The sequence below is a fragment of the Chitinophaga sp. 180180018-3 genome (genome assembly GCF_037893185.1).
Classification (GTDB): Bacteria; Bacteroidota; Bacteroidia; order Chitinophagales; family Chitinophagaceae; genus Chitinophaga.
The window spans coordinates 1,590,442-1,605,491 of record NZ_CP140772.1 but is presented as its reverse complement, the minus strand read 5'-3'; the positions used below and the strand labels follow the sequence as shown (position 1 = coordinate 1,605,491).

The window sequence follows — 15,050 nt, the reverse complement described above, 5'->3', positions numbered from 1 at the left end:
TTTGCTCCTTCCTGTCAGCTGGTAATTATCAGCTAGCTTCTCAAAATATCGTGTCCGAGTTTATCCCGTTTCGTTTTCAGGTAGTTTTCGTTATGCGGGTTCGGATGTATCTCGATGGGTACATTTTCCACTACTTCCAGCCCATATCCGCTTAATCCGGCGCGCTTGCGGGGGTTATTGGTAATAAGCCGCAGCTTGGAAAGCCCCAGGCGCCTGAGGATCTGTGCTCCTACGCCATAATCTCTTTCATCCATTTTGAAACCCAGTTCCAGGTTTGCCTCTACAGTATCCAATCCTTCTTCCTGGAGTTTATAGGCTCTCAGTTTATTCATGAGGCCTATTCCCCTGCCTTCCTGGTTCATATATAATATAAGGCCTTTGCCTTCTTTTTCCACCATCTGCATGGCAGCGTGCAGCTGTTCGCCACAATCGCAGCGCAGGGAATGGAGTATATCGCCGGTTACGCAGGATGAGTGCACCCTTACCAGCACCGGTTCATCTTTCTCCCACTCTCCCTTCTTCAGGGCCATGTGAATTTCTCCTGAGTTGATCTGTTTGAAAGCAATGAGCTCAAAATTACCGTATTTGGTAGGCATCTGCACCTTAACACCTTCTTCGATCAGGGTTTCAGTGCTGAGCAGGTAGGCGATCAGGTCTTTGATGGAGATCAGTTTAAGATCAAATTTCCTGGCTATTTCGCGGAGCTCCGGTAAGCGGGCCATGGAACCATCTTCGTTCATGATTTCCACGAGTACGCCGGCAGGTTCAAACCCCGCCAGGCGGGCCAGGTCGATAGTAGCTTCGGTATGGCCGGCACGGCGCAAAACGCCACCGGTTTTAGCTTTCAGCGGAAATATATGACCAGGTTTACCCAGATGTTCCGGCTTGGTAGTCGGATCAATCAGCGCCTGTACTGTTTTGGCCCTGTCGTGCGCAGAAATACCAGTGGTACATCCATGCCCCAGCAGATCCACAGATACAGTAAACGGCGTCTGATGAAGGGCGGTATTGTCGCGCACCATCAGATCGAGGCCCAGTTCTTCGCAACGCTCTTCTACGAGGGGAGCACAGATCAAACCACGGCCGTGAGTGCTCATAAAATTGATAATCTCAGGTGTTACATTCCGTGCTGCTGTGATAAAATCACCTTCATTTTCACGGTCTTCATCGTCTACTACGATCACCAGTTTACCTTTTTTTATATCTTCTATAGCTGCTTCTATTGTATCTAACATATTAATTTCCCTCCGGGTCGGTATTGTTGAATGGCGCAAAGTTACGACATATCAACGTGAAATAGTGTAGGCGCCGGGCGTTGCTTTTGGGTTAAAAGCATGCTGCATATCTGTCATTTATGCTCTTCATCTTTAATACATACAAATTAATCGTCATTTTTTTCAGATAAATACAATCAGACCCTGATAAAGTTCACGACTGTAACCGGGTCTATAAATCTTTTTCCCGGCTAATTTGAAGATTCATAATTTTTATGCGATTTCTTGAATAATCCTATCATGATTTTGCTTCCCGATAGAAGCCATCCAATTTTTTATAAAGGCATCGAGATATCCACAGTCTACTTAACGATTTGTTAATTTGGCGTTAAAATTTTCACCGGAAAATTCGTCAACTTTGCTGGATGAATCAAACTTCGGGACTTATGAGATTGAGAAAATTACTCTCTACCTTTTCATTGTTGCTCGTATCTATTATCACCTTTGGTCAGGTAACCACTTCCAGCATGACCGGAAGTATCAGAGATGATAAGAACGAGGGCTTGATCGGAGCCACCGTAAAAGCCACACATATGCCGTCAGGAACGGTATATGGTACTGTAACCAGAGCAGATGGTAACTACACCATTCCGGGTATGCGCATTGGCGGCCCGTACAAAGTAGAAATTTCCTATATCGGCTACCAAACCAAAGTACTGGAAGGCATCAACCTGAGCCTGGGTGAAGCTTACGTTATCAACGAAAAGCTGACCTCCGGCCAAAACCTTCAAACCGTTAACATCGTTGGCGAACGCTCTGCAAGACTGGGCCAGAACAAAACGGGGGCATCTACTGTCATCAACACCCGTCAGTTAAGCACACTCCCTACCGTAAGCCGTAACATCACCGATTTCACCCGCCTTACACCTCAAGCGAACGGAAATAATTTTGGCGGACGTGACGGACGTTACAACAACATCCAGGTAGATGGTGCCAACCTGAACAACAACTTCGGCCTCAGCAATGACCCGATGCCTGGTGGTGGTGCTTCTCCGATTTCTTTGGACGCCTACGATCAGATCTCCGTTAACATCGCTCCTTACGACGTAAGACAGTCCGGCTTTACCGGTGCTGGTATCAACGCCGTAACCAAAAGCGGTACCAACGAATTCCATGGCTCTCTCTACGGCTTTTACCGCGATCAGAGCTTTAATGGTACCAAAGTACACGACAATGTACTGACCTTCCCTAAAACCGAAAACAAAATCATCGGTGGTACTCTCGGTGGTCCGATTATCAAAAACAAACTGTTCTTCTTTGTAAGTGCAGAATTTGAAAAATCAAAAGCGCCGGGCATCACTACCACTCCTAAAGGTGGTTCAGGACAAGGTACAGTGTCTTCCACTCCTATCGACTCACTGAAGAAACTGTCTGATTTCCTGATTTCTAAATATGGTTACAATCCGGGAGCTTACGATAACTTCCCGACATTCGATACCAAGAACCACAAGATCCTTGCGAAGATCGACTGGAACATTAACTCTGTACATAAATTAACGCTGAAGTATAGCGACTTTAAAGGTAGCGAAGTGGCACAGCTGAATGCTACCAGCGTTCCGAACAGCACCATCGGGCCCTTCTTTGTAACAGGTGGTTCTGCTAATGGCGATACCCGCCTGCCAAACAGCCGTTTCGGCAACGCTTCTATGTCGTTCAACAATTCCAACTATGGCTTTGACCATACCGTAAGAAGCGGTACTGTGGAACTGAACAGCACCTTCAATGCAAAAATGTCGAACCAGCTGATCCTTACCTATACCCGGAACCAGGATACCCGTAATTCACTGGGTTCTCCGTTCCCGACTGTCGATATTTTTGATGGCACCGGTAAAAACTACATCAGCTTCGGAACAGATCCGTTCACCCGTAACAACGACGTGATCAATAAGATCTTCTCTGCAACTGACAACTTCACTTACTACGCTAACAAACATACCTTCACTGGTGGTATCACCTACGAACACCAGAAACTGGGTAACATGTTCATGCCAGGTTCTTCCAGCTATTATATCTATAATACCTTACAGGACTTCATGACAGATAAAGCGCCTGCGTTTTACGCCAATACTTATTCCCTGATCCCTGGTACTCCTTCGGTATATTCAGCAGAATTGAAAATTGGCCAGCTGGGTGTTTATGCACAGGATGAATACCAGGTGAATGAAAAACTGAGATTGACACTGGGTGTACGTGCCGATTTACCAATCTATGGCCAACAACCACTGGAAAACCCTGCTATCTCAGCGCTGCAGTTCCCTGATAAAAATGGTAACATGACCAATTACAGTACTGGTACATGGCCTAAAAAACGCATCCTGCTGTCGCCACGTTTTGGTTTCAGATGGGATGTTGAAGGTGATAAATCCTTCATCGTTCGTGGTGGAACTGGTATCTTCACCGGTAAAATACCTTTCGTATACCTGACCAACATGCCAACCAACAGTGGTATGTATCAGAACCAGGTAGTGATCAACAAAGCTGCTGATCTGGCTGGCATCAAATTCAACCCTGATCCGGGCACTTACCTGGGTAAATTCCCAACTACTCCATCTAACGTAGCGCCTGCAGGCTTTACCCTGATCGATCCTAACTTTAAGTTCCCTCAGGTGTTCAGAACCAATATCGGTGTTGACAAGGCCCTGGGTGCCGGATTCGTGTTCACTTTCGATGCGATGTATACCAAAGACATCAACGCCGTAAGAATGCGTAATGCCAACCTGAAAGATCCAACCAGTCAGCTGAATGCCAATGGCGATAACCGTCCATGGTATCCTCCTACTCAAACTAAAGGCGATAAATTCGTAAACGTAAACCAGACTTCTGTGATCCTGATGGAAAACACTTCTAAGGGTCACTCTCTGGCTTTAACCGCCCAGGTAACCAAAACCTTCTCTAATGGCTTATATGGTTCTGTGGCCTATACATTCACCAGTGCAAAAGATGTAACCGGTAACCCGGGTAACCAGGCTGCTTCTATCTGGCAGCTGAACCCTAACATCGGTACTTCCAATGCTATTGAACTGTACAACTCTCAGTACTCTATTCCTCACCGCGTAGTAGCTAACATCTCCTACCGCAGGGAATATGCCAAGCACTTCGCTTCTACCCTGTCACTGTTCTACGAAGGACAGAACCTGGGCAGAATCAGCTATCTTGTAAATGGTGATATCAACGGCGATGGTAACAACGCTGCCGATCTGATGTACATCTATGCAAAAGGTACTGATGTAAACTTTGCACCGTTTACTCCGAGAAATTCAACCAGACAGTTTACTGTTGCGGAACAACAGGCCGCTTACGACCAGTTTATTTCCAACAGCAAATACCTGAGCAAACACAAAGGTGAATATGCAGAAAGAAACGGAGCGCTGCTGCCATGGTACAACAAGCTGGATGCCCGCTTCCTGCAGGACTTCTATATCACCACTAAAAACAATATGCGTCACACCTTGCAATTCAGCGTGGATATGCTGAACCTGCCTAACCTCCTGAATAAAAACTGGGGCGTAAGACAGCAGACTACTTTTGCAAACCCACTGGTTAGCAAAGGAGTGGATGCAACAGGTAAGGTTACTTACAACATGACGAATGTTGATAATAACACCCTGCTCACCAGTCCGTTCCAGGATACCCGCAATAACCTCAGCACATGGGGTATGCAACTGGGGCTGAGATATAGCTTCTAAAACTGTTTTTATACACGAAAAGAAAAGGCCCGCTGGTTAAACCAGCGGGCCTTTTCTTTTTGCTATACTGTAAATGAGCGCCCTTCTTTATTCATTTCTTTCTTAATGCCATTCAGCACATCATCGAGTCGTACCAGCCTCGATTGGCGTTCCACCGCCTTGAGGCAGGCATATTGTACGACATTGATAATGTTGCCGCCGGTGATTTCATATTTTTTTACGCGACCGGGGATATCTAAATCGTCCTGGAATTGTATGTTGGATGGGAAAGAACGTTGCCAGATGGCTACCCGCTCTCTTTCGCCGGGCACCTGGAACTGTACGATGGCGTTGAAACGGCGGATGAAAGCATCGTCTATATTATTTTTCATATTGGTAGCCAGAATTACCAAGCCATCAAATTCCTCTATGCGTTGCAACAGGTAAGATACCTCCTGGTTGGCGTATTTGTCGTGCGCGTCACGTACGCTGGTGCGCTTGCCAAAGAGTGCATCGGCTTCATCGAAGAAGAGGATCCAGCCCTTATCTTCTGCCTTAGCAAAGAGGGTTTCCAGGTTTTTTTCTGTTTCGCCGATGTATTTAGATACGACCATAGACAGGTCTATTTTGTATACATCCCGGCCGGTGTATTTGCCCAGCAAGCTGGCCGTGAAGGTTTTGCCGGTACCTGGCGGGCCGTAGAACAGTGCCCGGTAGCCCTTTTTGAGCTTATGCTGCATACCCCATTCGTTCATCAACTGGGGATTGTGCTGCAGCCAGGTTTCCAGTTCTCTTATTTGCAACAATACGCTTTCATCCAACACCAGATCGTTCCAGGTAAGCTCAGTAGCGATGAGCCTGGCCGGGAAATGCATGCTGAAATGCGGGCGTCCTGTTTTACCTTTCAGGAAAAGGTTTACATAATCCTGGTCTATCATAAGTTTGCCGCTCATGATGGGTTCTCCCATGGGGGCATCTTCCAGCCAAAGTATTTTTTTTCTGGCGAAAACATGATCCGGCTCAAACAGTTCCTGCACCTGCATCCGCTGTTCCCAGTTGTTGCCAGCCAGCAAAAAAAGGGCGGTATCTCCTGTGGGCAGGAATCCCCGGAATTGTTTCCCCCTTACTCCGCCTAACTGCGGGAACTCGCCAGCCTGGGGCAACAGCTGCTGTATCGCCGTATCATAAAAATCCGGCTGGATGTGCGGAGCAAGGGCCAGCAACAGCAAGCTGGCTTCTTCCGGGCCACAGCGGAGCTTTTCCAACAGTTCCGGCTTCACAATTTCCCATTCCTGCAGAGGTGGTAACCGGGGGCAACTGGCCGGGGTATTGTTGAAGGACGATTGCAGCCGGTACTCAATCAGATTGCGCAGGTATTGTAACTCAGGCGCCTGGCCTGTTTCCGCGGATGTTGGGGGTTGTTCCTTTCTTTTCATGGGGGTTATATTTTTGCGGTCATGCCTTGCCTTTGGCCAGCGCACGTACATCGGTACAGAAAGTTTCATTTACGCCCGGGCCGGTGCAAGCGGCAATTTGCCCGCCCTTGGCTTCTGCGTGGTTAAAACTGCCGGACACGTGCCAAAGCTCATGCGCCAATGTGGGACAGGACGCATTATAGTCAGGTTGACTTACCGGCATAGCAATATATGTTTTACCTGTATAATCAGCGTCAAAGCCCTTATCTACTGTCAGGCCACCACCAGTCCCGGTTACCTCGTCTATTACCAACACCGGTATGCCTTTGCTTTTGTTGAATGTTTTACCACCGCCGGCTTGCACGGCATCTTCTGCATAATGCTCTTTGCCGTCAGCCCCTTTTTTCAGGTCATTGAAATGGGTAGTTCCCTTCAATAAAGTCCAGTCGAAATCAGCTTTCAGGGTAATACAACAATTAGCCAGTATCTTTTTGGAGTCGTTGATGTCTTTGCGGATAAACTCCATCGTTTTCTTATTGGCAGGACGCCTGAAATAGAAGGTTACCCAAAGATTTTTTTTACCTCCTGCACAGCTATTGCAAACACCATCAGAGCAGGAGCGTTGAATTTCCTTTTGCTGCACAGCGCCCTGCTGCACCACATGCGTGAGCTCATGGGCCAGCAAATGCTTACCGTTGCTGGTTTCGGGGTTGAATTTGCCACTGTTGAAGTAGATATCACGGCCATGGGTAAACGCTTGTGCGCTGAGTTCCTGGTTCATTTGTGCGGCCTCGGTACCTGTGTGTACCCGTACCTGGCTGAAGTCGGCACCAAACCGCCCCGACATTTCCCGCTGGGTATTGGCGGGTAATGCACGACCACCTCCGCCGCCGGCTATGCGCGCCGATAGCTGAGGAGAAGCGGTATGCGGAGCAGCGGTGCTACCGGCTTCGCGTTGTATGTTGCCACCGGCTTCCTTCTTTTCCTTTTCACATTCGGGGCACATGCGCTGTATATCCGGCTTGGTTTGTACATCTTCTCTGTCGCGGCGCATGCGGGCATCGTTGGTACCCAGCTTCTCATCTGCTTCTGAGGTGACGAGGCGCTGTATTTTGCTGATCTCTTTTTGCTGTACTACAGGACCGGCCGTATTGCTACGGTTTACCACCCGATCGGCTACGGCATCTGCTTCTTTCTCAAACACATCACCAGGGCGGTTTACAGCCAGGCGCGCCTGAAAGAAGGCGCCGGTTTCCTTCCGCTGTACGCCGCCGAAAAAGGGCTGTGCAGCCATATTAGCGGGCGCGGGTTGCTTTTTGCGAAACATACATTACATTTAAAATGACATAAAAAATTCAACTGCCCATAGCCGGCAGCTTTCCCAGTATTTCCTCTCCCAGGGCATGGTAGTCTTTAGCACCATGGGATGTATTATCGAAGCTAAAAATATCCATACCAGCCTGCTGGGCTTTGGCTAATTGTATATTGCTGCGGATAGCCGTATCCAGTACCGTAGTTCCGAAGGTAGTTTCCAACTCTTTTCTCACTTGCCGGTTCATCGACTTACGGTCATCATACTTAGTCAAAACAATTCCCAGCACTTCCAGGTTCGTATTAAGTTTCTTTTTTATGTTGCCAAAATGGTACATAAAACTACGCACGCCTTTCAGGGGCAGAAACTCTGCCTGCAGGGGCATGATGATGTACTGACTGGCCACCAGGGCGTTTACGGTTAGCATACCAATGGCGGGCGGGCAGTCTATCAGTATGAAATCGAATTGCGCCTGGAGGGGCTTCAGCATCCAGCTCAGCACCTGTTCGCGCCCATACATGCCTACCAGCTCTAACTCGGCCCCTGCCAGTTCCAGCGCTGAGGGTACCAGCATTAGTCCACATGGGGTCGTCACAATGGCCTGCGACAATTCAGCTTCTTCGCCGGCGATTTCTTTTTTCAGGGCAGTGTAAAGATGTAGTTCCGGCTCCTCAGCAATGCCCAGCGCCTGTGTGAGGTTAGCCTGCGGGTCGGCATCAACGAGTAACACTTTTTTGCCCGCCCGTTGCAGGGCTGCAGCCAGGTTAATGGCGGTAGTGGTTTTGCCGGAGCCGCCTTTTTGTATAGCCAGCGCAATAACAGACATAGTAATACAGGTTATAAAGTTCCATTAAAGAAATATTTGGACAGCTCCCAAACAGCCTGCCCTACCTGCTGTCCCAGCAATTGCCCGTCTTTATTAGCCCGGGCAAAGTGAATACCGCCATATAATCTCGACATACCTGCCTGCTCGGCCGCTTCTGTAAAGGTATTCCAACTGAGCTGCAGGTCGCTTGCAGGGCTATATCCCGGTTCTATCAGTGAACTTCCTTTGGTGCGCAGTACGGTGGCACCCAGCTTATCGCTTCCCGTGAATTGGGCCAGAATATATGCTGCGGCCTTGCTGAATGTACTGTGGCCGGACACATGCTCTGCAAAAGGCGGGGTGACGAAATCGGCCGCCTGGAAAGGCATCCACTCCTCTCCTTTCATTTCCTGCGCACCCTGCCCGGGCCCCCCCCAGGCCTTGATGTTGCGGCCTTTGTAGAGGTAGCGGATGACCGATATGGGGCGTACGGAATCGTAGTAGCGCTTGCATTCCCAGCAGGCGATGCTGCAATCGAGCATGGCGTTACTTAATGCAAAGAACAGTTTCAGGTCCTGCTGGTTGCAATGGTTATCACGACCGGATACATATTGCGCCACCTGGCACCAGTGGCCCGGCGGGGTTTCGGTGCCCGGCCCGTCGGACCAATACTCTGCCATAGCTTTTTGCTGATCGGTGAGGCCTGCACTGATAGCCAGCAATTCATCGGCCTGCTGTTGAAACTCATTGCTGCCGGGCAAATAAGGCGCACCGGGCCGGAATGCGCCCCCATGCGCTAATGCAAAGGGGCGTACCAGGCCCCAATGCGGGGTCAGGAAGTGCTGTATCTTGTACCCGCCGTTGCCGTCGGGGATCTTCAGTGGCTGCCAACGCCCCGGCTGCATCAACTGATCAGGGGTATTTACAGGCTGGTAGCCGGTATAGTCCGACCAGGCAGGCATACTCAGTGTACCATAGGGGTTAGCGCCATCGCCTCTGAACCTTTCCAGCACCAGCTTTCCAACGAGGTTACCGATTCCTTCCGGCCTGGTGATATCCAGGGTAGTGTTGGCAGGATCGTATTCCAACTGCAACATAAAGTCGTGGAATATCATTTTATCGGGCGCCGGCAGGGCCAGCCAGAATAATTCAGTTAGCACACGATAAGCAGCGAAGCTGTAGGCTTTGCGTTTGAAAGCGCTGCCGCGCTCTACTTCTGGTCTTTTGATAAGGCTGCCGGTAGTGGTGCTGATTGCACAGGGATTATATACAGTCCAGGCATCGTACATGGCGGTATGCAGCATAGCCAGAGCGCGTGCAGCCAGCGGCGGAGCAGTGGCAGTGCGGCAGATGGCGTTCAGCGCCAACTGGTTCCATTGTACTACGAGGGTTGAAGGGGTTGACATATATGATTTTTATTTTTTAAAGTGTTGTTAGCCTTAGTACCGCACCGTCCATAAAAAAAGCCAGGAGATAACGTTCGCTCAGGGCCAGGGAAAAAACGGGGCCGGGCGCACTGCGTGGCGTTATATGGAAAGGCGATGTGGTGTTGATGCTGAAGAGCTTTCCATTACTATCTGCTGCTACTATCCTATCTCCGTCGGGGGTGATGGCGGCATCGAGCCAGTTGCCATCCCAACGATGCAGGAGCGTTGGCTCGCTCAGGTCCCACAGTGCAATATGATCGTATTGCAGGCGCATCATACGGCGTTCATCTTTGGTTACTTCTATTCTTACGGCGGGCACGGCGGCGGCCAGCATTTTAGGCGCAGGGTGATGTTTCTCAAAAATGCGTAGTTGCCTCGTGCCGGCAATCACCCATTTTTCGCTCACACAAAGAGCCGTAACAGGCACGTCGCTGTCTTCCCAAAGCCTGGCTTCCAGTTCGCCGCCTGCGCCCAGCAGCAATACTTTTGCAGGTGGAGGTCCTGGTTTGCCGCTCCACTGCAGGGAAACCGCCATTGCGCTCCCGTCGGGCGCCCAGGCGTATTCTACCGGGCGATAGGTGTCGGAAGGCGTGCCTAACTGCACCATTTCTGTTTTCAGTACGGCCAGTGCTTTAACAACGGGAACGTATACACGCTTTTCGAGATCCAGCATACCGGGCCCCCAGTATATTTTGTTGCCCGACAAGCGGGGAAAGCCTGGTTGCGGAAAGGTTACCTGCTGGCGGAAATATAGTTCGCCATCCTTCCAAACGGTGATGCACAGTGGTTCTGCGGCCACTGCGTAAGTGTCGTTTATTGCCAACCGGTTGCCTGAGCCATCTTTCAATATTTTCCATTCCTCCATCATCCAGTTACTTTTTTCCTATAAAATATAATTCCGTCAGGGGGTAATGTGAGTATGATGCACAAAACCCAATCTTCCGTTAAAGTCTATTGCTGCCCAATTGCCGGTAAAGCCGGCCACCTGCAGTACATCTCCGGGATGCACTACGCCAATATTCATATGGGCAGGCCCTGGACCACGGTATACCGGCCAGTTACGGCCTGGCACCACTGTAGCACGATAAGCCTGCGGTTCTATGCGTACCGTATTCCTTCTCCTGCCTGGTATTTCCGCATTGGCCAATGGCCGGTTTACCGTTACCCCGCCTTCCCTTACCGGCCTTGTAGGTACCAGGCGTCCGAGGGCATTCAACACCTCGTTCAGGGTGATTCCGGAAGTAGTCAGCTCTGCCGCCACGGGCGCAGAAAGTGCGGGCCCTGCCGGCGTATTGGTCACCTGCGCATCGAGATAATGTTTCACATCGAGATTGGCGGGGTCCCTCATTAACCAGGCAAGGGCCAAACGGATCCTGCCTGCATCGAGTGGTGCACCTGCCGGAAATAGCAGCGGCGACGCGGCTGCAATATTCACAGGATCGAGGTGTACACGTATATGCGGTACCGTTAGTGTGGGAGTGGCGGTCAGAAAAGCTATCAATGGCGCGGCCCTCAGGCCTCCCAGGTTCAGCCATCCCTGCTCCATCATGAAACGCCCAATCTGCTTTGGTACGTTGGGTGGCGCTACCATCAGCGATGTCGCGCTTATCTGTCCATACAGATCCGCAGCGGGGGGCTCATTGTTGACCTTGACCACGTAATGGGCTACTGAAATGTGATAATCCGTTCCAAAACCACCCAGAAAAGGTATTTCTGCCATATCTGCCAGCTGGTTCAACCGTTCAATATTCACCGGGCCGCCAACAGGTACGCCTATCAATGCAGTATTGATCATTGCGATCGTACATTGATCCCACCAGGGATCGGAGACTACTCCGAACCCAAGTCGCGCCCTCAGATGATTAGCTGCAACGACAGGATTTACGGCAGCATCTTCTACTGCCGCCCGCATCATTCCCTCCGGTTCATGACCAGTAGCAATATAGGCCGCCGCTCCGCCAAACGCATCCGGATCGAAACTATAATTGATATGCAGATTATTGGCGGGATCTCTGAAAGACGATGCCGCAGAGAGCCCCACAGAAGCTCTGGCCGCTTCTACCTGCACTGGTACACCCAATGCAGCTCCCCGCTGCTGTGTGAATGTTCCCAGGCTGGGGTGTGAAGCTATATAGGGAGCGATATTTGCCGCCGGGGTTCCTGCTGGTACTGCGTTGGCCCCTACCAGGCAACCAGCGTAAATAATGCGGGCTCTGGCCGGGTCCATATTCCGTAGCAATACATCTAACAAAGCCTGGGTAGCAGCCAAATTACTGTCAATGTTCAGGCTTTCGCTGGGATAGCTGATATGTCCCTGGCCGGGTATGGGAGCGCCAGTACCGGCCATTTGCACGCTCCTGGCAGAACCATGGCCGGCTATCATCACCTGTGACAATCGATTATGCCCGGTACCATCCGGCTGGCCATAAGCATTGGCAATGGCTGGCACGCGTGCCGTGAGATCTGCCAGACTATTGGCACCTTCGAGCATGAGTACCAGGTTAGGAGAATTCACGACCAGATCTTCAAACAAATGCGCACTAGGCTGGAAAGCGCCAGCATCATGCCCGGTATGCAATATCAACTGTACCGGATGGCTTCTGCTGAAGTCGCTAAAATTATGCACCAGTTTTAACAGCAATGCCCTGCTAAAACGGTGCAGGTTACGCACATTGCCCCACAAAAGTATGAATGGCCCGATACCTGCCGGATCAGTCATCAGGTCCATGATATGCTGGAATTCGATATCCCTTGCGCCGGCAGCCGCTGTATACGCCTGTTCCAAATGTGGGTGAAAAACCGCCCAGTACGGCGCTATTCTGGTCAATAGTGGGATATTCAGCGATAAGTCTACCAATTGAGCTTCCGCTACTGTTTCTTTGATCACCACGCCACCAATAATACTTTCGAGGGTTTGCATCACACTTCCCATGTTAATCCGCTGTGGCAGGGTATAAGTAGTACGAGCGAGGATAATGACCGTATCATCCTGGTGGCATCCATGTCCGAAAGTCGAAAGCTTGGGCCAATCTGGCGCTGCTACAGCGATAAGATCTGTCAGCCGCAGGTCTCCAAGACCGGCAAGTATATGCGGGCCTTCATTCAGGTGATCAACCAGTTGCCAGAGCGCCGTGCGGTCGGCCGCAGTTAAGGTAGGCGCAGCAAACCAATCGGCCTGCTGCCGCATATACCTGTCAAATTCCTCGAGGGTCATACCAGGGTTAGCGACCGTTCCATCTCCCAATACAGCCAACCGGTTACCACGGGCCAGGGGCGTAGGTGCAGCCGGCACGCGGGCGATATGCCCTGCCCCGGTTTGTTGCACCACATGCGTAAGCTCGTGGGCCAGCAGGTGCTGGCCTTCGCGTGTACCTGTATTGTAAGCGCCTTCACTGAAATATACATCGTTGCCATGCGTGAAAGCTTTTGCCTGTAACTGGCGGCTCATATCGGCTGCTTCTGCATTGCGATGTATCCGCACCGGGCTAAAGTCTGCGCCCATGGCCTGCCCCATATACTCCTGCTGCCGGAAGGGCAACGGTTCTCCTCCTCCCTTCGACAACCTGCCCTCGAGCGCGGGGCCTGGCTCCGGTGCGCTATTGGCGGTTTCCTGGCGTTGCAGACGCTCTTCTTCCTTTTTCACCGGCGCTTCACTGCGTTGCAGGGCCGGCTGGAAGAAAGCCGGTTGGGTTTCCTGCGCAGCGCCCGGGCCAAAGAAAGGCTGCTCTTTCTTTTCGGAAGAAAAAGGCTGTTGACGGCTCATTATGCGTGGAAACATCCTTGCCATAAAATTTTATTTTCAGCCAAACGTTACCATGGGCCGGCAAACGTTCACTTTATTATCACTTTGTTCCGACCTTCGCACATAGCGGCAGGTCGGACCTGCATAAATCGCTTCCAGATCAAACCCCGGCGCCATGCCGTTCTGCCAGGCTCCTATAATGGAGATCGGCGACAATCCGTTGGTGGTTCTATGACTGACATCTACATCTTCCTGTGCTACAACATTCCAAAAGGCATGACGCAGTGGGATAAAAGCCCCCATTTCTCTTGCGCCCAATATCACCACAAAACGCATCAGCCAGAAATAATGATTCAATTCAAAGGCGCCCTTTGCATCCGGATATTTTAAGGGAAAAACTGCGCCCGGCCTGTCGCTCATACTGATAGCGCCGGTAACAGATCCCGGCGCAGCCAGGAATAAGCTGGTACTATCCACAGAAAATTGACTGGTGGCATCGTTCAGGTCCTTGCATGGCAGCAGGTTGCAATTGCCGTAGTCTAATACCAATTGCTGCCCTGTTTTGGGGTCACGATACTGTGCCATCAGGGTATCTTCATACAGTACCTGCGAAAACCCAACGCCAGTGCCGCCCAGGGAAGTAAGCGTTATATCTGCCGAAGCAGCCATTCCAAAATGCGTACGCACGAAGCTATTTGCAGCGGGATCAAACTCCAGGTCGCCGGCCTTAGCCGGCTGACTGATCTGCAAGTGCTGTATATCCACATCTACCCAGGGTGGTAGTTTATTCACCACCGGAGTAGGCCGAAACAGGTACAATTCCACGCGGCGGTTACGGGCCATGTTATCCGGCGAAGTTTCCGGCGCCAGGCTGCGGGGTGTGCTCACATCATCTATCTCAATACGGCCGGCAGGTATCTTTTTACTAATCAGGAAATCGCGGATCACCTGCGCGCGTTCCAGTGCCAGGGCCTTATTGGCGTCTGCATTACCGGAAGTACTGGCAGCACCCTGTAATTTCACTTTGAGAGATGTATCCTGCTGCAACAACTTAACCCAGCGATCCGCAGTTTCGTTTAGCCGTTGGCGGTGGGCAGTGCGCATGGCAGATTCTCCCACACAATAATTCCAGAAGATGAGCTCATCACTGGCTTTGGGTCCCTTTAAATTGTCTTCTACACCAAATACACCTCCCGGGTGTGTAGTGGCCCAACTGGCCTCTGCTGAGTTGTTATTTTTACATGCATCTACTACCGGGGCTTCCGCATCCTTCTTGTCTTTGGGCTGCAACTGTATAGGAGCCGGCCCGCTGAAAAAAGCATTATCCCCTCCAGGTTTACTGAAGAAAGACGGTTGGGGTTCCGCCTGATGGGGACTTGTATTGGGGCTCTTCTTTCTCATTTCATCCAA

Annotated in this window: 9 protein-coding genes; 1 reads left to right on the top strand and 8 read right to left on the bottom strand. The window is 50.7% G+C overall.

Going from position 1 to position 15,050, the window contains the following annotated elements; translation table 11 throughout:
• Nucleotides 1–32 precede the first annotated feature (32 nt).
• Nucleotides 33–1,235, bottom strand: coding sequence for a bifunctional 3,4-dihydroxy-2-butanone-4-phosphate synthase/GTP cyclohydrolase II (locus tag UNH61_RS06540; protein ID WP_326991332.1), 1,203 nt, complete (start codon nt 1,233–1,235; stop codon nt 33–35).
• A gap of 425 nt (nt 1,236–1,660) precedes the next feature.
• On the opposite strand from UNH61_RS06540, the gene UNH61_RS06535 reads away from it, so the two are divergent.
• The gene (locus UNH61_RS06535; RefSeq protein WP_326991331.1) at nt 1,661–4,960 is read left to right on the top strand and encodes a carboxypeptidase regulatory-like domain-containing protein; all 3,300 of its coding nucleotides are present in this window, start codon (nt 1,661–1,663) and stop codon (nt 4,958–4,960) included.
• 62 nt (nt 4,961–5,022) lie between these two features.
• On the opposite strand, the gene UNH61_RS06530 is transcribed toward UNH61_RS06535, so the two are convergent.
• From UNH61_RS06530 to UNH61_RS06500, 7 genes are read right to left on the bottom strand one after another with little or no spacing between them, the layout of a single operon-like run.
• Nucleotides 5,023–6,375 (bottom strand): ATP-binding protein, encoded by a 1,353-nt coding sequence (locus UNH61_RS06530; RefSeq protein ID WP_326991330.1) that lies wholly within the window; start codon nt 6,373–6,375, stop codon nt 5,023–5,025.
• A gap of 19 nt (nt 6,376–6,394) precedes the next feature.
• Entirely contained in the window at nt 6,395–7,681 is a 1,287-nt protein-coding gene (locus UNH61_RS06525) for a DUF4157 domain-containing protein (protein WP_326991329.1), read from the bottom strand.
• Between the two features lie 28 nt (nt 7,682–7,709).
• The gene (locus tag UNH61_RS06520) at nt 7,710–8,492 is read right to left on the bottom strand and encodes a ParA family protein (RefSeq protein ID WP_326991328.1); all 783 of its coding nucleotides are present in this window, start codon (nt 8,490–8,492) and stop codon (nt 7,710–7,712) included.
• Between the two features lie 11 nt (nt 8,493–8,503).
• Nucleotides 8,504–9,877 (bottom strand): vanadium-dependent haloperoxidase, encoded by a 1,374-nt coding sequence (locus UNH61_RS06515; protein WP_326991327.1) that lies wholly within the window; start codon nt 9,875–9,877, stop codon nt 8,504–8,506.
• Nucleotides 9,878–9,893: 16 nt separating this feature from the next.
• Nucleotides 9,894–10,766: a hypothetical protein gene (locus tag UNH61_RS06510; RefSeq protein ID WP_326991326.1), complete on the bottom strand. Its 873-nt coding sequence runs from the start codon at nt 10,764–10,766 to the stop codon at nt 9,894–9,896.
• Between the two features lie 33 nt (nt 10,767–10,799).
• The gene (locus UNH61_RS06505) at nt 10,800–13,685 is read right to left on the bottom strand and encodes a DUF4157 domain-containing protein (RefSeq protein ID WP_326991325.1); all 2,886 of its coding nucleotides are present in this window, start codon (nt 13,683–13,685) and stop codon (nt 10,800–10,802) included.
• A gap of 12 nt (nt 13,686–13,697) precedes the next feature.
• Entirely contained in the window at nt 13,698–15,041 is a 1,344-nt protein-coding gene (locus tag UNH61_RS06500) for an OmpA family protein (protein ID WP_326991324.1), read from the bottom strand.
• Nucleotides 15,042–15,050: the final 9 nt, after the last annotated feature.